Origin of the sequence: Murinocardiopsis flavida (assembly GCF_003014485.1) — a bacterium.
GTDB lineage: Bacteria > Actinomycetota > Actinomycetes > Streptosporangiales > Streptosporangiaceae > Murinocardiopsis > Murinocardiopsis flavida.
On the sequence record NZ_PYGA01000014.1, the window covers coordinates 83318 to 107344 of the forward strand.

Sequence of the window (24027 nt, forward strand, 5' to 3'; positions counted from 1 at the left end):
CCCGGCCCCGCGTGGGAGGGGTGGAGGCGGGGCCGGGCGCGGTCTGCGGTCAGCCGGGGTGTCCGGCCGGGGTCCGCCGGTGGCAGGGCCGGACGCCTGCTGAGGGGTCAGCGCGGGTGGCGCGCGGTGCCCGGCGGCACGTGGAAGTAGCGCTGGGTGCGGTCGCGCCGGGGCAGTGCGGGACGCAGGCGGGGCAGGACGGCATCACGCTCGTCGGTGTCGATCTGCTCCAGGCGCGTGCGCAGCCCGCGCAGGGTGTGCACGGTGACGGTGTTGGGGCCGCCGGTGCGGGGGCGCAGGCGGGTGGCGGTGTAGGTCCGCCCCGGGTGGGGGCCGGTGATCAGCCAGGCGTGGCCCCACTCCCGCGACAGCCGGGCCCGGGTCAGCGCGCCCACCGCTAGACCCCGGCGTCCGGGGCGGTGCGGACCTCGGCCCAGACCCGGGTGCCCCCGGTGGCGTTGTCCACGCCCCAGGCGTGGGCGACGGCGGCGACCAGGGCCAGGCCCCGCCCGGACTCCTCCGCCTCGGATGCGGGACGCGGGCGGGGGGCGGGGACGGGGCGGGGGCCGGCGTCGGTGACGGTGATGCGCACCCGGTCCTCATACCGCGTCAGGGTGAGGGTGTAGGCGCCGCCCGGCCGCGCCGAGCACGAATGCCGGCAGACATTGGTGGCGAGTTCGGACACGATGAGGGCGAGGTCGGCCGCGGCCTCGCCGTGCAGGTGCGAGGCGGTGACGGCCCAGGAGCGGGCGGCTGCCACCCGGGCGGGTACGGCGGCAAAGACCGCGGTGTGGACCACGGCGAGGACGGAGGCAGCGGCGCTCACGGCTGCACCGCCCCGGCCCGGCGGGGCAGGTAGGGGCGGATCCGGGAGCGCCTACGGCGCCGGGAATCCCGGACGCGGTGGGTCCAGGGCTGATCGGTAGTGTTCGGCATGGTTCCTCTCCTGGGGTTTCAGGGTGGGGAGCAAGGCCCTGCCCGGTGGTCACACACCGGGCAGGGCCGCACTTATGTGCGGCGCCGTTTCCTTTGCGCCGTGTCACAACCTTCAGGGGTGCGCCCTGTGATCCCTAGTGAGTGGGAAGTATCCCTACAGAGATAGATCTCTGTGGAAGAGTGCTTGTAGGTTCCGGCTCATGGAGGAACGCATACGGCAATCTGAGGAACAAACGATCCAGACATTTGGGTCGTACCTGCGCGAAGAACGCGATAATGCAGGTCAGACGTTGCGGGATCTTGCGCAGATCTCCGGGCTCGCTCAGTCGACACTGTCCCGTTGGGAGAACGACAGGGTCACACCTCAGCGTGCGGACGTGGTCAAGCTCGATCGTGGTTTGCAGGCCGGAGGGCGGATACTTGCCGCGTGGGAACTGTCGAAGTCCGTCGGATTTCCTCATTGGATGCGCGACGTGGCCCGTCTCGAAGAAGCGGCAGAATTAATCGAGTTGATCTCTCCGCTATTGGTTCCTGGATTGTTGCAATCACCGATGTACGCCCGGCATGTATTCGAGGAATCACTGATGGGGGGCACCTCCACCGACCTCGACCGTCGGGTCGCGCTGAGGTGCGGGCGCTATACCCAGCTCCGGAAGTCGACTGAAGTCCGGGTTGTCGCCGTGATCCCGCTGACCGCATTGACGTGTGTTCCGCGCGAGATCCGTTCCGAGCAGGTGGCACACCTTCTCGGTTTGATCGAGACCGGACGTGTTCGTACCCACCTGGTTCCCGAAGGTTCCTTGCTGGTGGGGGTGACCTCCATGCTCTTGCTGTTCCACCTTCGGGACGGGGGCAGAGCAGCTATGTCCGACCATGTCGACGGAGCTACGCTGTACGAAGATCGCCGGAGTTATGACAGGCTGGAAAACCTGGTCAAGAACGCTCTGGGATACGCACTCCCTCCCATCCAGTCTCAGAAGGTCTTGGAGGAACTACAGTGAGCAACCGAGACTTTCACAAGTCCAGCTACTCGACTTCGGGCGGGAACTGCGTGGAAGTCGCCGAAGGTCAGCAGGCCCTGATCCGTGACACGCAGCATCGGGAGCTTGGATCTTTGGCGTTCCCCGCCGATCAGTGGGCGGCGCTCCTCCGGGAGATCAAGCGCGGGGCGCTGTAGTCCCCCGAAACAGTCGCAGGCAGTCTTGGAGGAATTGTTGTGAATGAAAGCGTCTTCGTCCGGGGCGGTTGGCACAAGTCGCGCTACTCGGACACGGGTGGCCAGTGCGTAGAGGTCGCCGAGACCACTGCCGGTGCCCTGGTGTGCGACACGCAGAACAGGAAGGCCGGATGCCTGGCGTTCCCCTCGGCGGAATGGGCGGCATTGCTGCACGACATTCGGTCGGGTGACATGTAAGAGAGAACCTGCTGGTCTCCGAAGCTCGTATTCCTTCTCAATGACGAGGCGTTGAGTCGTCCCCGGCATAGGAGCGGCACGATGATTGCACGTGATTGGAATAAGTCCAGCTATTCATCGGGTGGAAACACGAACTGCGTAGAAGCACGGTCTCCTGAGGACCGAATTCATGTGCGTGACACGCAGAATCGGAGCATGGGCCACTTGTCCTTCCCCTCTGTGGAATGGGCGGCTCTGCTGTGTGAGGCAAAAGCTGGAGCGCTGTAACCCCGTATCCCCGTCCCCTGAATCCTCAGACGTTCATTCGTCCGGGGATTCTTGCTGTCTTGGGTCGTGCGGTGTGAGCGGGATTCGGGGTTGTCCACAGGTGGGGAAAGTCGGCTGGCGCGGGTGGTGGTCGGGTACGCAGGGTCGTAGGTATGAACCGGTTCCGGCGGTCCGTCGCCGCCATCCTCCCGACCGCAGCGCTGATCGCAGCCTCGTGCGGCGTTCCGGTCCCCGCCGTGGCCGATACCGGGCCGTGGCGATGGCCGCTTGACGGCACGCCCGAGGTCCTGCGGCGGTTCGAGCCGCCGCCGGAACGATGGTCGCCCGGGCACCGGGGGGTCGATCTCGCGGCGGCTCCCGGCCAGCGCGTCCGCGCGGCAGGCGGCGGCCGGGTCGGCTTTGCCGGGAAGGTCGCGGGGATCGGGGTGGTCAGCGTCGTCCACGGCAAGCTGCGCACCACCTACCTGCCGGTCGACCCCGAGGTGAAGCGGGGAGCGGCGGTCGGCGTGGGCGAATCACTCGGCACCTTGGCGCGCCGGCCCCGGCACTGCGGCGGGCGCGGCTGCCTGCACTGGGGTCTGCTCGACGGTGTCGAGTACCGCGATCCCCTGTCGCTGCTGGGCCTCGGCGAAGTTCGCCTGCTTCCGGTGCCCGGTGCGGGCGGCGTCCACGCGGCATTGCGGTGCGCCCGCGCCCGCATCCCGGCGGCGCGGGTGGACACCGTCACCCGGCCCGCGCCCTCACGCCCTGGGGTGCGCCTGGTTGTAGATGCTGGTCAGGCGTTCGATCGAGACATGTGTGTAGATCTGGGTGCTCGAAAGCGAGCTGTGCCCGAGGAACTCCTGGACGCTGCGCAGGTCGGCGCCCCCGTTGAGCATGTGGGTGGCGGCGCTGTGCCGCAGCCCGTGCGGCGAGACGTCGTGGTCGGCCGATCCGGCACGCATCCGAAGGTGGACGTCGCGCCGGGCGGTGCGCACACCCAGCCGTCCGCCGCGCGCGCCGACGAACAGCGCGGTCCCGCTCGCGTCGGTCGCCAGCGCGGGCCGCCCCTCGTCCAACCACCGGTCGACCACCGCGAGCGCGGGTACCCCCACGGGCACCACCCGCTGCTTGCCGCCCTTGCCGTCGACCCTGACGGTCCGCCGCTCGCGGTCGAGGTCGCCGGTGTCGAGTCCGCACAGTTCCGCCACCCGGATCCCCGTGCTGTAGAGCAGTTCGGTCACGGCGCGACCCCGCAGCGCGAGTGGATCGGTGCCATCGTCGGCCGGGGCGTCGCCCTCGGCCGTGCCGTCGTCCGACGCGCCACCACCACCGGCCACCGCGGAGTCGGGCCGGTCGAGCGCCTGCGCGGTCTGCCGCTCGTCCAGCACGGTGGGCAGTCCGCGGTGCGCCTTCGGAGTGGCGAGCAGCGGGCCGGGGTCGTGCGCCAGCAGCCCCGTGCGGTGCAGGTATGCGGTGAACACCCGGGTCGCCGCGACCCTTCGCGCCAGCGTCGCGCGGCTCACCCCGGCGTCGTGCAGCCCCGCCAGCCAGGCGCGCAGCGCCCCGATGTCGAGCTGCGCGAGCGGGGTGTCGGTGTCGGCGAGGTGGCCGAGCAGCGAGCGGAGGTCGCCGAGGTAGGCCCGCACGGTGTGCGGCGAGCGGTCCAATTCGGTGCCGAGGTGCCGGGCGAAGTCGTCGAGGATCTCGTCGTGGCCGGATCCCGGGGAGCGGGTCATGCGTCCGGGCCGTCCGCCGCGCCGCGCGGCAGGGTGGCGATCGCGTCGATCTCCATGAGGAAGCGGGGGTCGATCAGCCCCGACACCTCGACCAGGGTGCTCGCGGGGCGCGGCTCGCGCAGGAACTCGCCCATCACATTGCGCAGGTCCGCCAGGTCGGAGAGGCGCCGAATGTAGTAGTTGACCTTGACGACGTGGGAGAAGTCGGCGCCGTGGGAGTCGAGGACCGCCCCGATGTTGCGGAACACCTGCCGGGCCTGTTCGACCGCGTCGCCCTCGGCGACACTGCCGTCCGGGGCCGCGGGCACCTGACCGGAGACGAACACCAGCGGCCCGTCGGCGATGAAGCTTGGGCTGTAGATCCGGCTCATGGTCCACCTCTGCTCGGGCTGCGGCGTGCGGCCCCGGCGTCGTGGGCGGGCCCGCGCCGGTCCCGCCTCTCCGACCGCGCCGCATCGCTCGCGCAGCGAATCTCCAAAGCCGGTGTCGGCTCCACGCCCAGACCCTACCGGGGGCACCCCGCCGGACCCCTGCCGTGGTGCGGGATCAGCGCGCCGCAATGCTGTTGAGCCGAGGGGGCGAGGGTGTTCTCGCGGCTCCGGCCCCCGGCGCTGGGTCGTGGAGCGCGCATCCCCCACTGCACTGCTTCCGCCGCCAGCGGAGCCGTGGGGAGATGCGCGCCGACATCCACGAAGCCTTCCGTGCCCGGGGCTGCGCACCCAGCTGCCGGCGGCGCCTGAAGCCGATCCGGTAGGCGGCCTGGTCCCACACCACGGCGAGCCTGCCAGGTTCGGATCAGGAACCGGTGGCCGGTCTGCCACGCGACGCGCGCGTGGTGTGGCGTCCCCCGATTGCAGGAGGTCATCAGGCGGTTCCGGTCAGCTCTCGGTGAGGCCGGTCTGCGCGTGCTGCCGGTAGGTGGGCGAGCCCGCCACGCCGGCGGCGCCTTCGACTGCTCCCTGCCAGGTGGCGGTGCTCGACTTGAGTGCCTGCTCCGCGGACTCGGGGCTGAGGGTCTGCCAGTGCCGCGCTGCCTTGTTCGCTTGCACAGTCAATGCGAGGAACGGGGAGGCCGCGGAGTGGGGGATGCCGAGTTCGTCGGCGCGATCGTCACCTAGGGTGTTGCGGAGGATGCCGTGGATGAGCTCGGTGAATTCGGTGCGCTGCATGAGCGGCTGCGGGCCTGAGGACAACACCTCCACCTGCGCCTGGATCATGGCGGCGGTGAGGGCGCGCGAGTTCTCGTCCGGTGCGCCGATGGTCATGTCGAGCAGGTGTCCCAGTTCCCTCGCGCTGTCGTGGTCGGTGACCTCCTTGTGGAGGTTGTCGTTCTCCAGCCCCAGCAGGTGGGCGACGTACTGCCAGTACCGGTACAGGTCCTGCTGCTCGGCTTTCGTCAGCTCGATGCCGAGTGCGGCGATCGCCCCGAAGCTGCTCAGGGTGAAGTCCAGCCAGGTGCGGGCCAGGTCCACCTGGTTGATCGGAACGCCCCACTCGGCGGTGTCCCAGCCGCGCTTGTTGGCACCGGTTCGCATCCGCGCGTGCAGCAGCCGGACCTGGGCGGTGGATTGGTAACCGGGTGCGCCGCGCAGGAGTCCCCCGGGCATGGTGGTTTGTCCGGCCCACATGGTGGTCTCCATCAGGCGGCGAGGAGCCATGGAGGTCAGTCGGCCGGTCTGGACCAGCAGCCTTGCGATGGCGGGCGACGAATAGGTGTGCACCAGGGCCGAGGTGATGGCCGAGAGCTCGAACCACATCATCGGAATCGACAGCAGCGAGACCTCCCCCTGCCGGAGCATGTCGGGGTTCACCCACTCGGGCACGGTCTCGAGCTGCCGGAGCAGCGCGGTGATGGCAGGCGGGCGCTCGGTCAGGCTGGCCAGGCCGTCGGCGAGTCCGGCATTCAGGATGCGCCGTCCCTCCTTGCCGAGTGTGTCCATTTCGGCGATGACGGCGTCCGCCAGGGGATCTCCTACGGACAGGAGCGCCACCATTCGGTCGGCCCTCTCGCCGTGTCTGTCGCGTGCCTTGTCCAGGTTGACCACGCGTCCAGGAGCTTCCAAACCCTGGTGGGCATGCGTCATGAGTTGCCTCCGCGTTCGACTGTCCTCGGTCTGGGATCCATCATCGATGACTTTCCTATTAAAATGAGAGTAATGTCAAGTAGGGATTCATCCCAAGTTGAGACTTGGCGTTACGATGCCCACGTCCACCCGGCCGACGCAGGGAAGGAGCTGCATGACGTCGGAAGGCATGAGGGCCCTGACGCCGGCGCAGCGGCGCCGGGAGCGCCAGCGCCAGCTGATCATCCGCGAGGCGGCGCGGCTGTTCGAGGAGAACGGCGGCGAGGAGGGCGGCGGCTTCGAGAAGACCACCGCCGAGGCGATCGCCGAGCGCTCCGATATCTCGGTCAGCACCTTCTTCCGGTACTTCAAGACCAAGGCCGACGTCATCTACCTTGATCTCGAAAGCGCCATCGAGAGCCATATGGCCGCACTCGACAGACGGTTGTCCGAAGGACAGGGCGTGACCGAAGCCTGGGTCGAGTGCACGATCGAGGCCGTCAGTCAGTTCGCGGCCGACGAGGACAACAAGGGCCGCTTGCAGCGTGCGCTCAGCTCGCCGCACTTCGTCGCCCCGTGGGCCATGTGGACGAGGCGATGGCACGATCGCCTCACCGCGCTCCTGCGCGACCACCTGCCCGCGAGCGAGGACCGGGACCTCCGTGCTCGGGCCATGGCGTCCACCTGGCTGTACACGACATGGGTCGCCATCGAGCAGTGGGGGGCCCTCGGCCTCGATCAGCCCCTGGCCCCGATCCTGAGGAAGAGCCTCGGATTGGCCACCACTGCCGCACAGCAGGCGCACGAGGCCATCCCGCCCGAGCGCACCTGACCGCCCGCAGCGGCAGCCTCCGCCGTCGCCGGGGTGCAGGGGGTGGTGCGACGGGACGAGGGGTTCGTGCCGCAGAGGTGTTTCGCAGTCCTGTCGTGCCTGCCGTGCCTGTCGTGGTCATGCGGTGTCGGGCCGCACCCGCCAGCCGGTGGGGCCGCGTTCGATGAAACCGCCCGCGGCGAGCAGCCCCAGGCGGCGCAGGGCGGTGTCGAGCGGGAGGTCGTTGGCCGCGGCGATGGACGCCGCGCCGGCCCCGCCGCGGCGCGGCACGGAGTCGAGGACGGCGCGGGAGTCGGGGTCGAGCAGGTCGCGCGACAGCCCGCTGCCGCCACCCGCGCGGAGATCACTCCCGACGTGGCCGACCTGTTCGATGATGTCGGCCGCGCAGGTGACGCACACGGCCTGGTAGTCGCGGAGCAGCCGGTGGCAGCCCGCCGAGAGCGCGGAGGTCACCGGGCCCGGCACCGCCATGAGGGCACGGCAGAGGTCGCGGGTGTGCGCCGCGGTGCTCATCGCCCCGCTGCGGAGCCCCGCCTCTACGACGACGGTGCCCGCGGAGAGGGCGGCGATCAGCCGGTTGCGGACCAGGAAGCCCCGGCGGGTGGGAGCCGTGCCGGGCGGGTGCTCGCTCACGAGGACCCCGCGGGCGGCGATGTCGGCGAACAGGTTCTCGTGGCCGCGCGGGTAGGCGATGTCGAGCCCGCAGGCGAGGGCCGCGACGGTCGGCGCGCCCCCGGCGAGGGCGCCGCGGTGCGCGGCCGCGTCGATTCCGTAGGCGCCCCCGGATACCAGCGTCCACGTGTGCTCGGCGAGCGCGCAACCGAGGTCGGCCGCGACGTGCAGACCGTAGCCGGTGGCGGCACGGGAACCGACCATGGCGACCGACCGCAGGCAGGCGAAGCGGAGGTCGTGCGACCCGCGGACCCACAGGCACACGGGGCGGCGGTCGGCGAGGTCGTCGAGCTGCCCCGGCCACTCGGGGCCGCCGGGCGGGATCAGCCGGAGCCCGAGGTCGTCAGCGCTCGCGAGCAGGGACTCGGCAACGGTCGCGGCGGCGCGGGCGCTCCAGCGGCGGACCCGGGTGGCGAAGGGGCCCGGTGCGGCATCGGCGGGGCGGCGCAGCGGTCGGCCGGTGCGCAGGGAATCCCACACGACCGTGGCGTCGTGCTCGGCGAGGAGCGCACCGAGGACGGGGTCGCCGGGTTCGACGGCCGCACTGAGGCAGGCGCGCGCCGCGGCGTCGTCGCCGAGTCGGTCGAGTGCCGTGCCGGGCGGTGGGGTGGTCTGGCTGGTGTCTGCGGCGTCGGCGCCGCCGGTCGCGACAGGGCCAGGGCCGGGGTCAGAGCCGCCGGTTTCGGCAGGGCCGGGGTCGGTGTCGCCAGGTTCCGCGGACTTGGGGCCGCATCCGGCCGCGGAGATGTCGTCCATCAGGCGCTCCCGGACCACAGTGCGAAGGCGTAGCCGGTGTCCTCGGGTTCGGGGGTGCGGCGTCCGGCGAGGTCGGCGAGGGTCCACGCCACCCGAAGGACGCGGTCGACGCCGCGGGCGCTGATCTCGCCGCGGTCGAGTGCCGCGGCAAGGACACGGAGCGCCTCGGCGCCGACGGGGAACCGGCGGCGTAGCTCGCCCCCGGGGACGGCGGCGTTGGTGGCCCACGGGGTGTCGGCGAGCCGGTGCGCCGCACGGGCGCGCGCCTCGGCGACCCGTGCGGCCACGGTCGGCGACGACTCGGCGTAGGCGCGGTCGGCCAGGAGTTCGGCACGGGTGACCGGATGCAGCTCGACCTTGAGGTCGACACGGTCGAGCAGCGGCCCGGACAGCCGGGCCAGATAGCGCCGCCGGACAGGGGATGGGCAGACGCAGGAGGTGCCGGGCTTGCCGCACGGACAGGGGTTCGCGGCCATCACGAAGAGGAACCGGGCGGGGAAGCGCGCGGTGGCGGCCGAGCGGGCGACGACGACTTCGCCGCTTTCCAGTGGTTGCCGCAGCGAATCGAGTACGCCCCGGCTGAACTCGGGGGCCTCATCGACGAAGAGGACGCCGCGATGCGCCAGGCTGACTGACCCCGGCCTCAGGTGCATGGTGCCGCCGCCGATGATGGCGGCGCGGGTGGCCGTGTGGTGGGGGTCGCAGAACGGCGGCTCGGTGATGAGCGGTGTACCGCGGGGCAGCGTGCCCGCCACCGAGTGGATCGTGGTGACCTCGATGGACTCGGACTGGGTGAGCGGAGGCAGGACGCTGGGCAGGCGTTCGGCGAGCAGGCTCTTGCCCGTGCCTGGCGGGCCGACGAGGAAGAGGTTGTGCCCGCCCGCGGCGGAGATCTCCACGGCGCGCCGGGCGACCGCTTGGCCGTGGACGTCGGCGAGGTCGGGGCGGGCCGGGTGGTCGGACGCGGGCGGTGCGGGGGCGTCGGGGTCGGGATCGTCGGAAGCGGGATCGGGGTCGTCGTAGGGTTCGCCGCGGAGCCGGGCCAGGAGTTCGGCGAGGGAATCGACCGCGACGACCTCGATGTCGGGCACGAGACGCGCTTCGGCGGCGTTGCCGCGGGCCACGACGACGCACGGGTGCCCGGCGCGGACGGCGGCCAGGACCGCGGGCAGCACCCCGCGGACGGCACGGGTGCGGCCGTCGAGGCCCAGTTCGGCGAAGAGCAGGGAATCGTGGATGCCCTCGGACGGAATGGTGCCGCTGGCCGCCAGGACCGCGGCGGCGATCGGGAGGTCGAACCCGCTGCCGCGCTTGGGCAGGCTGGCGGGGGAGAGGCTGACGGTGATGTGCTCCTCAGGCCAGTACTCTCCCGAGTTCAAGATCGCAGCCCGGATGCGATCGCGGGCCTCGCGCAGGGCGGTATCGGGCAGGCCGACGATGGTCAGGGCGGGCTTGCCGCCGCCGAGATGGGCCTCGACCGCGACCCCGTGACCCTCGACCCCGAGCAGCGCCGCCGAGTTGGTGCGGGCGAGTCCCATCACCCGACCCCGCGGTGGTGCTGGATGTAGCAGCGGCCATCGGCCCCGGCGAGGACGGACACCACGTCGACCCGGATCCTGGGCGCGGGGGTGCTGCGGCGCGATGGGCGCGGTGGGCGTGCAACCGGGGAGAACAGGGAGGCGACGCCGCGCGCGATGCGCCGAAGGCGGGCGAAGCGCCTGCGGATCCCGAGGCGTTCCAGATGCCCGAAGGGCCTGAGGTAGCCGATGCGCCCTGCGTGCTCTCCTTGCCCTGGGCGCTGCTGATGGTTTCCAGGTGGATCCCCGAGCCGGTGGTGGGCACCCGGTGGGGTTCCGGGTCCGCGGCGGTCGCCCGGGGGGCTCCCGCGTCCGGAGGACGCCCACCTTGGATTGGCGCGCCGCCGCGCACCCGTGCGGGGCGGGCCGCCGGGTGCGCGGGCGTCCGTCCACGCCAGCGCGAGGCGCCGCAGCCGCGCGCGTTTCTCCGGGCCGACCGCCTCCAACGGGGACCCGAACCGGCCGCTGGATCGGGTCTTGACCTCGACGGCGACGAGGACGCCACCGTGGCTCGCGACGATGTCGAGCTCGCCGTGGCGGCACCGCCAGTTGCGGGCCAGGATGCGCATGCCCTCGCGCTTCAGGTACGCCGCCGCGGCGTCCTCACCCCATTGCCCCAGCGCCTCGGTGCGGCGCAGTAGCCGTGCGGTCATGATGACCACCTCCACCATCAAGGCTGCGCGGCGGAGCCGGTCGGCCGCCAACCGAATCCAGCGGCCTGTGGACAAGGCGTGCGCGCGCCTCACACCCGCGGACGCGAGGCCCGCGCCTCACACCCGCGGACGCGAGGCCACCGTGTGCGGACACGGTCCTGGTGGACTTGGCCGAAGGGGGTGGGCTGCCGCCGCGGCTGCGAAGCACCCGGCGGCGCGAAGCACCACGCTGGAATTGTCCCGCCGGTCCTGTCCGCCGCGACCGGTGGTGCTGTGCCCGGGGTCTGGAGGTCGAGGCGGGCAGCAGTGCTTCGCGTCTCTTCAATGCCGTTGAGTTCGGGGCAGGTCTTGGCCCGGTGGAGGGGGTGTGGCCTCGGCACCGTGCCGGGGGTGGGGGCCGAGAGCGCCCTTCCCCACAGCGGACCAGGGCAAGGCTGCCGGAAAGCCTGGGCACCGTCCCCTGGGGTCAAGGACGCCCTTGCCCCTGGACGCCGATGCCCTTGCCTCCGGACGCCCACGCCCTTGCCCCTAAGAGTCGGGCCGCCGTCCTCGGGGATGCACGACTGGCGGGGATACTCCAGCGTAGTGCTGAGCATCCGCGGCGGCGGCCTCCCGATGCTCGGCTCATCGGCGGGAAACGGCGGGTGCCCGGTGGTTTCGGGTGGGTGGGGTGCTTGCGTGGGGCTGCCCTTGGCGCTATGGGCGGATCGATGACGGCGCACCGGTTACAATCGTCTGTGGTCCATAACCGGACCGCCAATTACGCACGCCCCCGTGCCTCCTCAGGGAGGGGCCGGCTCTCACGGTCCGCACCACGCGTCCCCACTCGCGGTGCGGCAGAGCCCAGGCAGGAGCGTCAGGAACCAAACCGTGGCGGGCGCGAGCCCGCCGTACAAGGAGGACCGTCATGGCCGCAGTCGTGACTATTCGCCAGCTCCTCGAGAGCGGCGTCCACTTCGGGCACCAGACCCGGCGCTGGAATCCGAAGATGAAGCGCTTCATCTTCACCGAGCGCAACGGCATCTACATCATCGACCTTCAGAAGTCGCTGGCCTACATCGACCGCGCCTTCGAGTTCGTCAAGGAGACCGTCGCCCACGGCGGCACCATCCTTTTCGTCGGTACCAAGAAGCAGGCGCAGGAAGCCATTGACGAGCAGGCCCGCCGTGTCGGCATGCCGTTCGTCAACCAGCGGTGGCTGGGCGGCATGCTGACCAACTTCTCCACGGTCCACAAGCGCCTCCAGCGCCTGAAGGAGCTCGAGGAGATCGACTTCGACGACGTCGCCGCCTCGGGGCTCACCAAGAAGGAGCTGCTCGGCCTGCGCCGTGAGAAGGACAAGCTGGAGCGGACCCTCGGCGGTATCCGCGACATGGCCCGCGTTCCCAGCGCGGTCTGGATCGTGGACACCAAGAAGGAGCACATCGCGATCAGCGAGGCCCGCAAGCTGAACATCCCTGTCGTGGCGATCCTCGACACCAACTGCGACCCCGACGAGGTCGACTACCCGATCCCGGGCAACGACGACGCCATCCGCAGCGTCAGCCTCCTCACCCGTGTGGTCGCCGACGCGGTGGCCGACGGCCTCATGGCCCGCTCCGGCGCGTCCGGCGGGCAGGAGAAGACGGCGGAGGAGCCGCTGCCCGAGTGGGAGCGCGAGCTGCTGACCGGCGCGGACGACAAGGCGGAGACGACCGCGGCCGCACCTGAGGCCGCCGCCGAGGCTCCCGAAGCCGCTGCGGCGCCTGCGGCCGAGGCGGCACCGGAGGCTCCCGAGGCCGAGGCGGCACCGGAGGCCCCCGAGGCAGAGGCCGCTCCCGCGGCCCCCGCCGAAGAGGCCAAGGCCGAGGAGGCCCCCGCCGACGGCGAGGCCCCGACCGCCGAGGCGCAGGAAGCCTGAGGCTTTCCGCAACCGTCGATCCACGTCAAGGGAACTAGAGAAACAACTATGGCGAACTTCACCGCCGCCGACGTCAAGAAGCTCCGCGACCTCACCGGCGCGGGCATGATGGCCTGCAAGAAGGCGCTTGAGGAGTCCGACGGCGACTTCGACCAGGCCGTCGAGGCGCTGCGCATCAAGGGCGCCAAGGACGTCGGCAAGCGCGCCGAGCGCACCGCTGCCAACGGCCTGGTGGCCCTCCAGCAGGACGGCGACACCTCCGCCGTTCTGATCGAGCTGAACTGCGAGACCGACTTCGTCGCGAAGAACGACAAGTTCCAGGAGCTCGCGCAGGAGCTCGCCGCGTTCGCGGCGCGCACCGCGCCCGACGACGTCGCCTCCCTCCTGACCAGCGAGTACTCCGACGGCAAGTCGGTGCAGCAGGTCATCGAGGAGAACAGCGCCGTCATCGGGGAGAAGGTGGAGCTGCGCCGCTACGCCAAGTTCGACGGCGCGTTCGTGGCCAGCTACATGCACAAGTCCGACCCCGACCTGCCCCCGACCATGGGTGTGCTGGTCGAGCTGGACAAGGCCGACGCCGAGGTCGGCAAGGACCTCGCGCAGCAGATCGCCGCGCTCGCCCCGAAGTACGTCGGCAAGGACGAGGTGCCCGCCGACGTCGTCGAGAACGAGCGCCGCGTCGCCGAGGCGACGGCGCGCGAGGAGGGCAAGCCCGAGCAGGCCCTGCCCAAGATCATCGAAGGCCGGGTCAACGGTTTCTTCAAGGACGTCACCCTGCTGGGGCAGCCGTTCGTGAAGGAGAACAAGAAGTCCGTCCAGAAGGTGGTCGACGAAGCCGGTGTGACCGTTCGCCGGTTCGTCCGCTTCAAGGTCGGCCAGGCATAGCAGCCGGAGTTTGACATGATGGAGGTGCCGGGGAGTTCGCCCCCCGGCACCTCCGTCGGATCAGGCGGAGCCGGCCCGCGCCCCGGACCGGTTCCGCGCACGTGCACCATTCGGGGGATCCCAGAAGGAGGCCGACTGCCGTGCCGGAGCTCGAAGGGCAAGCCGAGAACAGCGCGCCCGCAATGCATGACGACGGTTGGCACCGCGTCGTTCTGAAACTCTCCGGCGAGGCGTTCGCCGGCGGCGACGAACTGGGGATCGACCCCAAGGTCGTCTCCTACGTCGCCGACGCGATCGCCGAGGCCGTCGGCCAGGGCATCGAGGTCGCCGTTGTCATCGGCGGCGGCAACATGTTCCGCGGCGTGGAGCTGTCCCAAGGCGGCATGGAGCGGGGCCGCGCCGACTACATGGGCATGCTCGGCACCGTCATCAACTGCCTCGCCCTGCAAGACTTCCTGGAGCGCCTCGGTGTCGACACCCGAGTGCAGACCTCCATCCACATGAGCCAGGTCGCCGAGGCCTACATCCCGCGCCGTGCGGTGCGCCATCTGGAGAAGGGCCGCGTCGTGATCTTCGGCGCCGGGCTCGGCGCTCCGTTCTTCTCCACCGACACCGCCGCGGCGCAGCGCGCGCTGGAGATCGGCGCCCAGGCCGTACTGAAGGGCACCCAGGTCGACGGTGTGTACGACTCCGACCCCCACCGCAACGCCGGAGCCGTCCGGTTCGACCGGCTCAACTACAACGAGGTGCTCACACGCGGCCTGAAGGTCATGGACGCCACCGCTGTGAGCCTGTGCATGGACAACGGCCTGCCGATCGTCGTGTTCGACCTGATGGGGCAGGGCAACATCGTCCGTGCTGTGCGCGGTGAGAAGATCGGCACGATCGTCTGCCCGGCCGATAGCTGATCGCGCGCCGGCGCGAACCTCCACAAGCAGCGACTCACGGGAGCCGAAATGATCGAAGAGACCCTCCTCGAAGCCGAGGAGAAGATGGAGAAGGCCGTCACGGTCGCCAAGGAGGACTTCGCCTCGATCCGCACCGGGCGCCCCTCGCCGGCGACCTTCAACAAGATCGTCGCCGAGTACTACGGCACGCTGACCCCCATCAACCAGCTCGCGTCGTTCCAGGTTCCCGAGCCGCGCATGGTGGTCGTCTCCCCGTTCGACAAGGGGTCGATGCAGGCCATCGAGAAGGCCATCCGCGAGAGCGACCTCGGCGTCAACCCCGCCAACGACGGCACCATCATCCGCGTGGTGTTCCCCGACCTCTCCGAGGAGCGCCGCAAGGAGTACGTGAAGGTCGTCCGCACCAAGGCCGAGGACGGCAAGATCTCCATCCGCAACGTCCGCCGCCACGCCAAGGACGCCATCGACAAGGCCGTCAAGGCCGGCGACATCGGCGAGGACGAAGGCCGCCGGGCGCAGGACGAGCTCGACGAGCTCACCCACAAGTACACCGGCGAGATCGACGAGCTGCTCCGGCACAAGGAATCCGAGCTGCTTGAGGTCTGAATCCTTGTCCCAGCCCGAGCCGGCCTCCGGCCACGACGACCGGCCAGCGGGTCAGGGTCCCGAATCCGACGAGCCCGCGGCGGCCCCCCGGTCCGGCGCCTCGCTGAACGAGGGCGGGCGGAGCGGCCGCTTCGCCCTGCACAAGCCCGACGGCCAGCCGGTGCGCACCGGCCGCAACCTGCCGCTGGCCATCACCAGCGGTGTGCTGCTCGGCGCGCTCGTGCTGGCCGCCATCTACCCGTGGCCGGCGGCGTTCATCGCCATCACGTCCATCGCCACCCTGGTGGGACTGCGCGAGCTGCGGCGGGCGCTCGCCGGGCGCGGCACGGCGATCGCCGCCGTCCCGGTGGCGGTGGGCGGCGTCGCCATGCAGGTGTGCGCCTACTTTGGCGGGCCCGAGTGGGTCGTCGGGGCGTTCGCGCTGACCGTGATCGTGGCCCTGTCGTGGCGGCTGCGCGGCGGCGCGGCCGGCTACGTCCGCGATGCGTCGGCGTCGCTGTTCGCCGCGTCCTACGTGCCGCTGCTGCTGTCCACGTGGCTGCTGCTGCTGGCGGAGGACGACGGGCAGCGGCGGCTCATCGCGTTCATCGTCGTCACCATCAGTAGCGACATCGGGGGCTACTTCGCCGGGATCCTGCTCGGGCGGCACAAGATGGCGCCGGTCATCAGCCCGAACAAGACCTGGGAGGGGTTCGGCGGCTCGGTTCTGGGCTGCATGATCGCCGGCGGCCTCACCGTGTCGCTGATGCTCGACGGACCCGTGTGGGCCGGTGTGGTGCTGGGCCTCGCCGTCGTCGCGGCCGCAACGGTCGGCGACCTCATCGAGTCGCTGGTGAAGCGCGATCTCGGGCTCAAGGACATGGGCCGGTTCATGCCGGGGCACGGCGGCCTCCTCGACCGGGTCGACTCGCTGCTCATCGGCGGCCCCGTGTCGTGGATGGTCCTCACCCTCCTGGTCCCGCCCGCGCTCTGACCCGCTGCCGGTCCCGGCGCGGGGTTCAGTGGCGGACGAGGGTCCGGACGCCGCGGTTCGCCATGGCGGCGAGGGTGGCCGCGACCAGGAGCGCCGCGGCCCCGTAGAGGGTGGCGGCGAAGCCGAACGACTCCGCGATCGGGCCGACCGCGATCTCGCCGACGGGCAGCGCGATGAACGAGCCGAGCATGTCGTAGGAGTAGACCCGCGCCAGCCGGTTCGCGGGGATGTTCTGCTGGAGCGACACCTCCCAGGCGACGTTGAACTGCTCCGTGCAGGCGCCCACGGCGAACATGACGCCCATGAGCAGCCACACCGTCGGCGACTGGGCGAGGACGATCATGGGGACCGCCTCCAGCAGCATGAGCGCGACCCCGAAGAACAGGGCGCGGCGCGGCTGCCATGTCGCGGCGACGAGCCCGCCGACCAGCGCGCCGACGGTCTGCACGCCGAGGATCACGCCCCACGCCTCGCGGCCGAAGGTGTCGTCGGCGATCGCCGCCCCGAGGATCACGATGCCGCCGGAGATGGTCACGTTGACCACCATGAACTGGACGACCACGATCCACACCCACGAGCGGGCCGTGAACTCGCTCCAGCCCTCCTTGAGCTCGCCCAGGACCCGGATCCGCGCGGCCGGCGGCGGCAGCGCCGCGACGCGGACGAAGAGGCAGCACAGCGCCGCGAGCGCGAACATCGCGGCGTTCAGCGCCAGCGCCCACCCCGATCCCAGCAGCCCGGAGAGCGCCCCGCCGAGCGAGAACCCGGTCGTCATCCCGAGCTGGCTGCCGACCCGGACGAGGGCGTTGGCGGGGCGGAGCACTTCCGCGGGCACGGTCTGCGGGGTGAGCGACGCCATGGCCGGCATCCCCGCCGCCGCAGAGGCGCCGTTGAGCAGGCTCAGCGCGCACAGCAGGGGGAGGGACGCCGTGCCGGTCAGGATCGCCGCCGCGATCAGCGCCTGGGTGAGCGCCGCGAGCAGGCAGGCGCCTTGCAGCAGCAGCGGGCGGGGGAGCCGGTCGGCGAGGACCCCGCCGATGAGCAGCAGCAGGACGTTGGCGAGCGACCGGGCGCCGACCACGAGCCCGACGGAGGCCACGGAGCCGGAGAGGTCGAGCACCGCGAAGGCGAGGGCGACGGAGGCGAGTCCGTTCCCGGCGCGGACGAGGAGCTGCCCGGCGAGCAGGGCGCGGAAGGATCCGTGCCGCAGCGGGGCGGCGATCGCGGGCCGCCGCGCGGTCATGGGCGCGGGCGGGGTACCGGGTGGCCGCGCGGCAGGGCGCGGGGGTCCGCGTGGTCGTTCACAGAGGGGAGTGTGGCGCACGCGCAACGGCGGGGCAACGGGATTTCTCGCCGCCCCGGAGGTGCGCCGGGCGGGTCAGAACGCGTCGGCGAGCGTCGAGAGTTCGGCCCACGCGCTGTAGATGACGACGCAGCCGACGACCAGCACCGCGAGCAGGGTGCCGGCCTTGACGCGGCGCAGCCAGAACATGGTGCGGCTCGGTTCGACGGCGTCGGGGTCGCGGAAGCGCCACCGGCCCAGCCGCCAGATGAACCGGGGGAACAGCATCTGGGTGAAGAGGAACACCGCCATCAGCACGACCACTGACGCGGCGAAGAACAGCAGCCAGAACGACGACACGGCGGCGTTACCTCCTGGGGGGAGCGGAGAGGGGGTGTCGGGCTTCTCTTCCTTGGCACTGCCGGGGGTTCAGGGCAGTAGCACTTCAATAGCACGGATCGGCGTCCCTGGGCACCTGGTGCGGCCGACCGGATCCGGCACCGGCGGGTGCCGCGGCACCGGATGGGCGGGGGAGCTCAGCCGAGGACCCAGCTCCGACCCTCCGCTGCGAGCTTGCCAAGGAGGGTCGCCGAGTCGTGCTCCTTGGCGAACAGGTGCTCGGGCCGGGTGATGGGCACCACCCACAGCCAGGTGACCGGGTCGCCGTGGAAGGTGAGCCCTGCGGTGGGCGGCGGGGCGGCGCCGACCGCCAGCGGGGCGGGGTCGTCGAGCAGCAGGACGGCCGCGCTGGACCCGCGCATGGCGCGGTCCTCGTCGTTGTCGAGCCATTTCACGCTGTGCCCCGCGCCGAACCAGGTGACGGCCCGCCACGGGAACGCGCTGAGCCAGCGGAAGATGCGGGCCGCCCGGTGCGCGGGCATGGTGGTGGCGAGCGCCAGTTCGATCCGGGCGTACCGGGAGGTGTCGGCCATGTAGCGGTCGAGCGTGGGCATCCGCTGCCCCGACATCCCGACGGTGCTCAGCACCGTGTACGGGCGCTCGGCGGTCGGCGGGCGCTCGGACACCCGGATCAGGGGCTGGTGGCCGTCCGACACGTCCCAGTAGTGGCCGGGCGGCCCGACGGTCCTCGACAGGTGGCCGAAGACGCTGCGCTGCACGCTGCGCCACGCGCCCGACGCGCCCCGCCAGTCCCAGTACGCCTCGGCGTGCACGACGCGCGGCCACAGTTTCGCGGCGACGTCGTCGAGCGCCCACGCGTAGGGGCTGCGGCCGATGGCGTCGCGCGCGTACCCGGGCAGGCCGCGGTCCGCCTCGGCCCACCCGGGCACGATGGCGAGGAGGCCGTCGCCGTCGAGGAGCGCGACCCCGTCGCCCTCCTCGAACCACACGGCGCGCAGCCCCGCGGTGCCGAGCCGCGAGCGGCCGTGCGGGTGCTTGGTGAACGCCTCGGGCATCAGGGGGGCGCGTCCGGCGTACAGCCCCGCGGGGTCGCTGCTCTCGGGCGCCACCTCGTGGTTGGCGAGCCACACGGGGACGCGGACCTTGCCGCGGGGGTCGAGAAGGTACCCGGCGGTGGTGCGGCCGTCGTACTCGACAACGAGGCGTCGGCTGCGATAGGGGCTCGACTCGTCCAGCAGAACCTCTGTTGCCGCCACCGCGCCTCACTCTCCGTCGACTCGACCGCCCGGCGGGGGCGGGTACCGGGGGCGGCCACCGCCCGTCGGCGCTTCGCACGGTGGTCGGTGCCCCTGCGTAGACTAGGACAGCGGAGACCCGCCGTGGCAGTGGTGCCACCGGTCCTCCGCGGCCGGCCCGGCCGCCCGGCATCGCCCGCCTGGCCCTGGTTTCCGCCGTACTTGAACCTTTCTCCCGTCATCTGGACTTTCATGCCTGCCGAGCTCACATTCGCCGCCCCGCGTCGCGCCAAGCCGCCGCGGCACCTCGCCGACCTCACTCCCGAGGAGCGCGACACCGTGGTCACCGAGCTCGGCGAGAAGCCCTTCCGGGCGAAGCAGATCGCCAAGCACTACTTCGGCCACCTCGAATCCGACACCGCGGCGATGACCGACCTCCCCGAGGCGTCGCGCGAGAAGCTGGGCGCCGCCCTGCTGCCGCGGCTGCTGACCCCGTTGAAGCACATCACCTGCGACAACGGCATGACCCGCAAGACCCTGTGGAAGGCGTTCGACGGGGTGCTGTTCGAGTCGGTGCTCATGCGCTACCCCGACCGCATCACCCTGTGCGTCTCCTCACAGGCCGGCTGCGGCATGAACTGCCCCTTCTGCGCCACGGGGCAGAACGGGCTCACCCGTAACCTGTCGACCGGCGAGATCGTCGACCAGATCGTGTCCGTGTCGCGCGACCTCGCGCGCGGCGAGGTCGTCGGCGGGCCGGGCCGCATCAGCAACGTCGTGTTCATGGGCATGGGCGAGCCGCTCGCCAACTACCGGCGGGTGCTCGACTCTGTGCGCCGCATGACCGACCCCGTGCCCGGCGGCCTGGGCATCTCGCAGCGGGGGGTCACGGTCTCCACCGTCGGCCTCGTCCCCGCCATCGAGAAGCTCATCGCCGAGCGGCTCCGGGTCCGCCTCGCGGTGTCGCTGCACGCACCGGACGACGAGCTGCGCGACGAACTCGTCCCGGTGAACAACCGCTGGAACGTCGCCGAGGTCCTCGACGCCGCGTGGCGCTACGCCGACGTCACCGGCCGTCGGGTGTCCATCGAGTACGCGCTGATCCGCGACATCAACGACCAGGCGTGGCGGGCCGACCTGCTGGGCGAGCTCCTCGCGGGCAACCTGGTGCACGTCAACCTCATCCCGCTGAACCCCACCCCCGGGTCGAAGTGGACCGCGTCGCGGCCCGAGGACGAGCGGGAGTTCGTCCGCCGCCTGGAGTCCCACGGCGTCTCGGTGACCATCAGGGACACCCGGGGCCAGGAGATCGACGGCGCGTGCGGGCAGCTCGCCGCCGCCGAGAGATAAGCCCCCGTTGACCGAGGCGCTGCTGGCACTGGGGGTCGGCCTGGCGTCGGCGGTGCTCCCGTTCATCGCCATCGAGGTCTACCTGCTCGGTGCGGCGGCCCTGGTCGACGACGCCCAGCTCATCGGCATGGCGGTCGGCGCGGCGGCGGGGCAGGCCCTCGGCAAGATCGTCTGGTACTACGTCGGGCGCGGCGCGCTGCGCATCTCCTGGTTCCAGCGCCGGGCCGAGGCCAAGGGGCGCTGGAGCGGGCGCGTGGTCCGCTGGCGCGAGGAGGCCGAGCACCGCCCGTGGTGGACGGCGGGGCTGGTCGCCCTCAGCTCCTTCGCGAGCATCCCGCCGTTCGCCGTGATCTCCGTGCTGGCGGGGACCGTCCGGATGCCGCTGTGGTCGTTCGTGCTGATCACCTTCGTCACCCGGGCGGCCCGGTTCCTGGTCCTGGTGTACGCGCCGGGCGTCGCCGAGGCGCTGTTCCTCGCCTGACCGGCGGCGCGCCGCGGGGGAAACCGGGGGCGGGCATGGCGCGCCGCCGGGCCGGCAGGGACACTTGCCCTATGTCGGAACTGCACCAACGCCACCGTGCCGTGATGCCCTCGTGGCTGTCCCTCTACTACGACTCGCCGATCGAGATCACCGGAGGCAAGGGCGCCCGCGTCACCGACGCTGACGGGCGCACCTACCTGGACTTCTTCGCCGGGATCCTGACCAACATGCTCGGCTACGACGTCGCCGAAGTGCGCGAGGCCGTCGAACGCCAGATCGCCACCGGTGTCGTGCACACCTCCACCCTGTACCTGCTCCGGGGCCAGGTGGAGCTGGCCGAGAAGCTGGCGCGGCTTTCGGGCATCCCCGACGCCAAGGTGTTCTTCACCAACTCCGGGACCGAGGCGAACGAGACCGCCCTGCTCCTCGCGACCTGCGCGCGCGGCTCGGACCAGGTGCTGGCCATGCGCAACAGCTACCACGGGCGCTCCTTCGGGACGGTGGCCGTCACCGGCAACCGCGGGTGGAAGAACTCGGCGCTGTCCCCGCTGAACGTGCACTACCTGCACGGCACCGACCGCTCGGCGCCGGCGTTCCGCGGGATGTCCGACGCCGCGTACATCGAGGCGTGTACGGCCGACCTGCGCGATGTGCTCGCGACCGCAACTGCGCCCGATGTGTCCTGCCTGATCGCCGAGCCCGTGCAGGGTGTCGGCGGATTCACGATGCCGCCGCCCGGGCTGTTCGCGGCCTACAAGGAGGTGCTCGACGAGCACGGCATCCTGTTCGTCTCCGACGAGGTGCAGAGCGGGTGGGGGCGCACGGGCACGGGGTTCTGGGGGATCGACGAGCACGGTGTCACCCCCGACGCCATCACCTTCGCCAAGGGCCTCGGCAACGGCTTCGCCATCGGCGGGGTGATCGCGCGCGGAGACCTGATGGACGGGCTGACGACCAACGGGGTCTCGACGTTCGGCGGCAACCCGATCGCCACGGCCGCGGCGAACGCGACCCTCGACTACGTCCTCGACCACGACCTGCTGTCGCACGCCGCCGCGCTCGCGCCACTGGTCGGCGAGGTCCTCGACCCGCTCGCCGGTTCGGCGGCGTCGGTGGGCGCCGTGCGCGCCAAGGGCCTGATGTTCGCCGTCGACATGGTCGACCCCGCCACCGGCGCCGACAGTCCCGCTCTCGCCTCGCGCGTGCTGGAGGCGGCGCGCGAACGCGGCCTGCTCATCGGCAAGGGCGGGCTGCACGGGAACGTGCTGCGCATGGCGCCGCCGTTGACGGTCGACGCCGAGGAGCTGCGTGAGGGCATGCGGATCCTGGCGGACGCCGTCGGCGCGGTCGACGCAGCGGCGCGGTAGCCGGGCGGCGGTGCCGGCCGATCCCCTCGAGGGAATTGACGTACTTTCAGTCCTGCTACTGCTACACGGAGTATCGTAGAGTCGGAGGCGGCCCTCTCAGCCGGTTCGGCAGCGGGGCCCGCCTCCGAACAGACCATTCAGGATGGCGCGCTCATTCCCCTTCTCCCCCCATGGAAGCGGGCGCGTCGCACAAGGGCGCTCCGGGCCCGGCTCTCCCCCTGGGCCCGGAGCGCCACCACTCGCCCCGCCGGGGTCAGTGGGCCGCGAGCGCGTGCGCGCGGCCCTGGGCCGTGTGCGCCGCCACGAATCCGGCGCACTCGTCGCACCCGTAGACCTCGGGGCCGTCGGGCAGCTCACCCAGCGGATGTCGGGGCCGTGGCCATTTCACGTGGCAGACCGCGCAGGCGTCCCCCATGGCCTGCGCGTGTGTGAGTGAACGCGGATCGAAGACGTAGGTGGTGATCGTGTCGGTGGCGCTCTGATCGCACATGATGCTGAGACCGCTCAACGTCCTTGCTCCCCCCGTGCTTTAGGACAGTCTGGCGGGCCAATAGTTATCGGCACTTAATTCAAGCAGATCGACGTCGTCTCGTGAATAGCTCAGACCGTATTTTGTAACAATGAGCATGCTGATCATAACTCTGTGTAGCCATAAAGTGAATGGGTGCCCCGGACTGTTCGCGAGTAGGGCGACATGTCTGTTTTGCGCTATTGATGGGGCGCTGCGGTAAATCGGGTGGGAACAGCGCTCAGACGCTGCTGCGCGGCTGCGGATGCGAACGGATCAGCATCCGGTCGATCAGCGCCAGCGCCACCGCCGAGACGACGAACGCCAGGTGGATGATGGTCTGCCACAGCATCATCTGCGGTGCGACCCGGTCGGCCTCGATAAAGGTCTTCAACAGGTGGACCGACGAGATGCCGATGATGGCGGTCGCCAGCTTCACCTTCAGCACGTTCGCGTTCACATGGTCCAGCCATTCCGGCTGGTCGGGGTGGCCTTTGAGGTCGATCCGCGACACGAAGGTCTCGTAGCCGCCGACGATCACCATGATTAGCAGGTTGGCGATCATGACGACGTCGACCAGGCCGAGGATGATCAGCATGATCTCGACCTCGTTGATCCGGTCGAGCGAGGCCTCCATGAGCAGATGCCACAGTTCCACCATGAAGAGCCAGACATAGACCCCCTGGGCGACGATCAGCCCGAGGTACAACGGCACCTGGAGGAACCGGCTCAGGAACATGATGTAGCCGAGACTGAGCGACGTCCTGCGGCGCGCAGAGGGGCGGGAAACCTCGGTCATCGGGTGCGGCTTCTTTCCAATCGGCGCATATCAGCGGACTCACTTTAGGGTCAGCCAGGCACTTCTCGGAACAATCCCACCGGGTCCCCGCGCAGCGGCCCCCGCAGGCCCGCACAGAGGGGCCGGCGGGGGCCGCCGCGGACGAGCAGACCGGGCGCCGCGGCCGCGCACGGCGGCCGCGGCGCGCCGTCAGGCGTCGAGGTCGGTCTCCAGCAGGGTGCCGAGTTCGGCGAGGCCCTCGTCCGCCCCCTCCCCGTCGGCGGAGAGGACGACCTTGTCGCCGTGCCCGGCGCCGAGCGCCATGACGGCGAGGAGGCTGCGGGCGTCGACCGGGTCGCCGCCCTCCTTCGCGATGGTGACGGCAAGGCCCGACTTGGTCGCGGCCTGGACGAACAGGGTGGCGGGCCGGGCGTGCAGCCCGACGGACGAGCCGATGGTCGCGGTGCGCTGAGGCATGGTTCTCCTAGATCTCACGAGGATGGCGG

General features: G+C 71.0%; 27 protein-coding genes and 1 pseudogene. 14 read left to right on the forward strand and 14 right to left on the reverse strand.

Features of this window, described 5'->3' with window-relative positions:
* Nucleotides 1-107: 107 nt before the first annotated feature.
* Together CLV63_RS19465 and CLV63_RS19470 are read right to left on the reverse strand one after the other, a co-directional pair.
* On the reverse strand, nt 108-395 hold the full coding sequence (locus tag CLV63_RS19465) for a hypothetical protein (protein WP_106584584.1): 288 nt from the start codon (nt 393-395) through the stop codon (nt 108-110).
* A gap of 2 nt (nt 396-397) precedes the next feature.
* Complete coding sequence (locus tag CLV63_RS19470; RefSeq protein ID WP_106584585.1) at nt 398-826, reverse strand: ATP-binding protein; 429 nt, start codon at nt 824-826, stop codon at nt 398-400.
* 310 nt (nt 827-1136) lie between these two features.
* Between CLV63_RS19470 and CLV63_RS19475 the strand changes: the two genes are divergently transcribed.
* From CLV63_RS19475 to CLV63_RS19495, 5 genes and pseudogenes are all read left to right on the forward strand, one after another.
* The gene (locus CLV63_RS19475; protein ID WP_106584586.1) at nt 1137-1937 is read left to right on the forward strand and encodes a helix-turn-helix domain-containing protein; all 801 of its coding nucleotides are present in this window, start codon (nt 1137-1139) and stop codon (nt 1935-1937) included.
* The gene (locus CLV63_RS19480; RefSeq protein ID WP_106584587.1) at nt 1934-2113 is read left to right on the forward strand and encodes a DUF397 domain-containing protein; all 180 of its coding nucleotides are present in this window, start codon (nt 1934-1936) and stop codon (nt 2111-2113) included. Before CLV63_RS19475 ends, CLV63_RS19480 begins: the two co-directional genes overlap by 4 nt.
* Nucleotides 2114-2152: 39 nt before the next feature.
* Complete coding sequence (locus tag CLV63_RS19485; protein ID WP_106584588.1) at nt 2153-2350, forward strand: DUF397 domain-containing protein; 198 nt, start codon at nt 2153-2155, stop codon at nt 2348-2350.
* 81 nt (nt 2351-2431) lie between these two features.
* Complete coding sequence (locus CLV63_RS19490; RefSeq protein ID WP_106584589.1) at nt 2432-2617, forward strand: DUF397 domain-containing protein; 186 nt, start codon at nt 2432-2434, stop codon at nt 2615-2617.
* Nucleotides 2618-2769: 152 nt separating this feature from the next.
* Nucleotides 2770-3195: pseudogene (locus CLV63_RS19495) on the forward strand (peptidoglycan DD-metalloendopeptidase family protein); the annotation flags it as partial.
* A 162-nt stretch (nt 3196-3357) separates the two neighbouring features.
* Here CLV63_RS19495 and CLV63_RS19500 read toward each other — a convergent pair.
* From CLV63_RS19500 to CLV63_RS19510, 3 genes are all read right to left on the reverse strand, one after another.
* Nucleotides 3358-4335, reverse strand: a complete 978-nt coding sequence (locus CLV63_RS19500) for a tyrosine recombinase XerC (RefSeq protein ID WP_106584590.1) — start codon at nt 4333-4335, stop codon at nt 3358-3360.
* Nucleotides 4332-4706: a RidA family protein gene (locus tag CLV63_RS19505; RefSeq protein WP_106584591.1), complete on the reverse strand. Its 375-nt coding sequence runs from the start codon at nt 4704-4706 to the stop codon at nt 4332-4334. The genes CLV63_RS19500 and CLV63_RS19505 overlap by 4 nt, the downstream gene beginning before the upstream one ends.
* 507 nt (nt 4707-5213) lie before the next feature.
* Nucleotides 5214-6419, reverse strand: a complete 1206-nt coding sequence (locus CLV63_RS19510) for an oxygenase MpaB family protein (RefSeq protein ID WP_106584592.1) — start codon at nt 6417-6419, stop codon at nt 5214-5216.
* A gap of 154 nt (nt 6420-6573) precedes the next feature.
* On the opposite strand from CLV63_RS19510, the gene CLV63_RS19515 reads away from it, so the two are divergent.
* Nucleotides 6574-7230 (forward strand): TetR family transcriptional regulator, encoded by a 657-nt coding sequence (locus CLV63_RS19515; protein WP_170134276.1) that lies wholly within the window; start codon nt 6574-6576, stop codon nt 7228-7230.
* 117 nt (nt 7231-7347) lie between these two features.
* On the opposite strand, the gene dprA is transcribed toward CLV63_RS19515, so the two are convergent.
* The 3 genes from dprA to CLV63_RS35270 are packed head-to-tail and all read right to left on the reverse strand — an operon-like array spanning nt 7348 to nt 10888.
* Entirely contained in the window at nt 7348-8658 is a 1311-nt protein-coding gene (dprA, locus tag CLV63_RS19520) for a DNA-processing protein DprA (RefSeq protein WP_106584679.1), read from the reverse strand.
* A complete protein-coding gene (locus CLV63_RS19525) occupies nt 8658-10196 on the reverse strand; it encodes a YifB family Mg chelatase-like AAA ATPase (protein ID WP_106584594.1) in 1539 nt (512 codons plus the stop codon). The genes dprA and CLV63_RS19525 overlap by 1 nt, the downstream gene beginning before the upstream one ends.
* Nucleotides 10196-10888 (reverse strand): YraN family protein, encoded by a 693-nt coding sequence (locus CLV63_RS35270; protein WP_106584680.1) that lies wholly within the window; start codon nt 10886-10888, stop codon nt 10196-10198. The genes CLV63_RS19525 and CLV63_RS35270 overlap by 1 nt, the downstream gene beginning before the upstream one ends.
* A 907-nt stretch (nt 10889-11795) precedes the next feature.
* Between CLV63_RS35270 and rpsB the strand changes: the two genes are divergently transcribed.
* The 5 genes from rpsB (at nt 11796) to CLV63_RS19555 (ending at nt 16160) form a co-directional block, all read left to right on the forward strand.
* A complete protein-coding gene (gene rpsB, locus CLV63_RS19535) occupies nt 11796-12788 on the forward strand; it encodes a 30S ribosomal protein S2 (RefSeq protein ID WP_106584595.1) in 993 nt (330 codons plus the stop codon).
* A gap of 48 nt (nt 12789-12836) precedes the next feature.
* Nucleotides 12837-13673 carry a translation elongation factor Ts gene (tsf, locus tag CLV63_RS19540; RefSeq protein ID WP_106584596.1) on the forward strand — a complete coding sequence of 279 codons (837 nt, stop codon included), beginning with the start codon at nt 12837-12839 and terminating at the stop codon, nt 13671-13673.
* 182 nt (nt 13674-13855) lie between these two features.
* Complete coding sequence (gene pyrH / locus CLV63_RS19545; protein ID WP_245928930.1) at nt 13856-14581, forward strand: UMP kinase; 726 nt, start codon at nt 13856-13858, stop codon at nt 14579-14581.
* Nucleotides 14582-14629: 48 nt separating this feature from the next.
* On the forward strand, nt 14630-15187 hold the full coding sequence (gene frr / locus CLV63_RS19550) for a ribosome recycling factor (protein WP_106584598.1): 558 nt from the start codon (nt 14630-14632) through the stop codon (nt 15185-15187).
* A 103-nt stretch (nt 15188-15290) separates the two neighbouring features.
* The gene (locus CLV63_RS19555) at nt 15291-16160 is read left to right on the forward strand and encodes a phosphatidate cytidylyltransferase (RefSeq protein ID WP_245928931.1); all 870 of its coding nucleotides are present in this window, start codon (nt 15291-15293) and stop codon (nt 16158-16160) included.
* A 25-nt stretch (nt 16161-16185) separates the two neighbouring features.
* Here the strand turns inward: CLV63_RS19555 and CLV63_RS19560 are convergent, their stop codons facing one another.
* The 3 genes from CLV63_RS19560 to CLV63_RS19570 all read right to left on the reverse strand — a co-directional run bounded on the left by CLV63_RS19560 (nt 16186) and on the right by CLV63_RS19570 (nt 19058).
* The gene (locus tag CLV63_RS19560) at nt 16186-17403 is read right to left on the reverse strand and encodes an MFS transporter (protein WP_106584600.1); all 1218 of its coding nucleotides are present in this window, start codon (nt 17401-17403) and stop codon (nt 16186-16188) included.
* A gap of 135 nt (nt 17404-17538) precedes the next feature.
* Entirely contained in the window at nt 17539-17802 is a 264-nt protein-coding gene (locus CLV63_RS19565) for a hypothetical protein (protein ID WP_106584601.1), read from the reverse strand.
* Between the two features lie 176 nt (nt 17803-17978).
* Entirely contained in the window at nt 17979-19058 is a 1080-nt protein-coding gene (locus tag CLV63_RS19570; protein ID WP_106584602.1) for a suppressor of fused domain protein, read from the reverse strand.
* 231 nt (nt 19059-19289) lie between these two features.
* Here CLV63_RS19570 and rlmN point away from each other — a divergent pair, with 231 nt between their 5' ends.
* The 3 genes from rlmN to CLV63_RS19585 all read left to right on the forward strand — a co-directional run bounded on the left by rlmN (nt 19290) and on the right by CLV63_RS19585 (nt 22235).
* A complete protein-coding gene (gene rlmN / locus CLV63_RS19575) occupies nt 19290-20387 on the forward strand; it encodes a 23S rRNA (adenine(2503)-C(2))-methyltransferase RlmN (protein WP_106584603.1) in 1098 nt (365 codons plus the stop codon).
* Between the two features lie 7 nt (nt 20388-20394).
* Nucleotides 20395-20868 carry a VTT domain-containing protein gene (locus CLV63_RS19580; protein ID WP_106584604.1) on the forward strand — a complete coding sequence of 158 codons (474 nt, stop codon included), beginning with the start codon at nt 20395-20397 and terminating at the stop codon, nt 20866-20868.
* Between the two features lie 71 nt (nt 20869-20939).
* The gene (locus CLV63_RS19585; protein ID WP_106584605.1) at nt 20940-22235 is read left to right on the forward strand and encodes an aspartate aminotransferase family protein; all 1296 of its coding nucleotides are present in this window, start codon (nt 20940-20942) and stop codon (nt 22233-22235) included.
* Between the two features lie 253 nt (nt 22236-22488).
* On the opposite strand, the gene CLV63_RS19590 is transcribed toward CLV63_RS19585, so the two are convergent.
* The 3 genes from CLV63_RS19590 to CLV63_RS19600 form a co-directional block, all read right to left on the reverse strand.
* Nucleotides 22489-22725: a hypothetical protein gene (locus CLV63_RS19590; protein WP_106584606.1), complete on the reverse strand. Its 237-nt coding sequence runs from the start codon at nt 22723-22725 to the stop codon at nt 22489-22491.
* A 259-nt stretch (nt 22726-22984) separates the two neighbouring features.
* On the reverse strand, nt 22985-23542 hold the full coding sequence (locus tag CLV63_RS19595; RefSeq protein WP_106584607.1) for a TIGR00645 family protein: 558 nt from the start codon (nt 23540-23542) through the stop codon (nt 22985-22987).
* 189 nt (nt 23543-23731) lie between these two features.
* Nucleotides 23732-23998 (reverse strand): HPr family phosphocarrier protein, encoded by a 267-nt coding sequence (locus tag CLV63_RS19600; protein WP_106584608.1) that lies wholly within the window; start codon nt 23996-23998, stop codon nt 23732-23734.
* Between the last annotated feature and the right edge of the window lie 29 nt (nt 23999-24027).

Coding starts and splice junctions, on each gene's coding strand:
- CLV63_RS19475 (WP_106584586.1), top strand. CDS start 1,137: ATGGAGGAACGCATACGGCAATCTGAGGAACAAACGATCCAGACATTT.
- CLV63_RS19490 (WP_106584589.1), top strand. CDS start 2,432: ATGATTGCACGTGATTGGAATAAGTCCAGCTATTCATCGGGTGGAAAC.
- CLV63_RS19500 (WP_106584590.1), bottom strand. CDS start 4,335: ATGACCCGCTCCCCGGGATCCGGCCACGACGAGATCCTCGACGACTTC.
- CLV63_RS19505 (WP_106584591.1), bottom strand. CDS start 4,706: ATGAGCCGGATCTACAGCCCAAGCTTCATCGCCGACGGGCCGCTGGTG.
- CLV63_RS19510 (WP_106584592.1), bottom strand. CDS start 6,419: ATGACGCATGCCCACCAGGGTTTGGAAGCTCCTGGACGCGTGGTCAAC.
- CLV63_RS19515 (WP_170134276.1), top strand. CDS start 6,574: ATGACGTCGGAAGGCATGAGGGCCCTGACGCCGGCGCAGCGGCGCCGG.
- dprA (WP_106584679.1), bottom strand. CDS start 8,658: ATGGACGACATCTCCGCGGCCGGATGCGGCCCCAAGTCCGCGGAACCT.
- CLV63_RS19525 (WP_106584594.1), bottom strand. CDS start 10,196: ATGGGACTCGCCCGCACCAACTCGGCGGCGCTGCTCGGGGTCGAGGGT.
- CLV63_RS35270 (WP_106584680.1), bottom strand. CDS start 10,888: ATGACCGCACGGCTACTGCGCCGCACCGAGGCGCTGGGGCAATGGGGT.
- rpsB (WP_106584595.1), top strand. CDS start 11,796: ATGGCCGCAGTCGTGACTATTCGCCAGCTCCTCGAGAGCGGCGTCCAC.
- tsf (WP_106584596.1), top strand. CDS start 12,837: ATGGCGAACTTCACCGCCGCCGACGTCAAGAAGCTCCGCGACCTCACC.
- pyrH (WP_245928930.1), top strand. CDS start 13,856: ATGCATGACGACGGTTGGCACCGCGTCGTTCTGAAACTCTCCGGCGAG.
- frr (WP_106584598.1), top strand. CDS start 14,630: ATGATCGAAGAGACCCTCCTCGAAGCCGAGGAGAAGATGGAGAAGGCC.
- CLV63_RS19560 (WP_106584600.1), bottom strand. CDS start 17,403: ATGACCGCGCGGCGGCCCGCGATCGCCGCCCCGCTGCGGCACGGATCC.
- rlmN (WP_106584603.1), top strand. CDS start 19,290: ATGCCTGCCGAGCTCACATTCGCCGCCCCGCGTCGCGCCAAGCCGCCG.
- CLV63_RS19585 (WP_106584605.1), top strand. CDS start 20,940: ATGTCGGAACTGCACCAACGCCACCGTGCCGTGATGCCCTCGTGGCTG.
- CLV63_RS19590 (WP_106584606.1), bottom strand. CDS start 22,725: ATGTGCGATCAGAGCGCCACCGACACGATCACCACCTACGTCTTCGAT.
- CLV63_RS19595 (WP_106584607.1), bottom strand. CDS start 23,542: ATGACCGAGGTTTCCCGCCCCTCTGCGCGCCGCAGGACGTCGCTCAGT.
- CLV63_RS19600 (WP_106584608.1), bottom strand. CDS start 23,998: ATGCCTCAGCGCACCGCGACCATCGGCTCGTCCGTCGGGCTGCACGCC.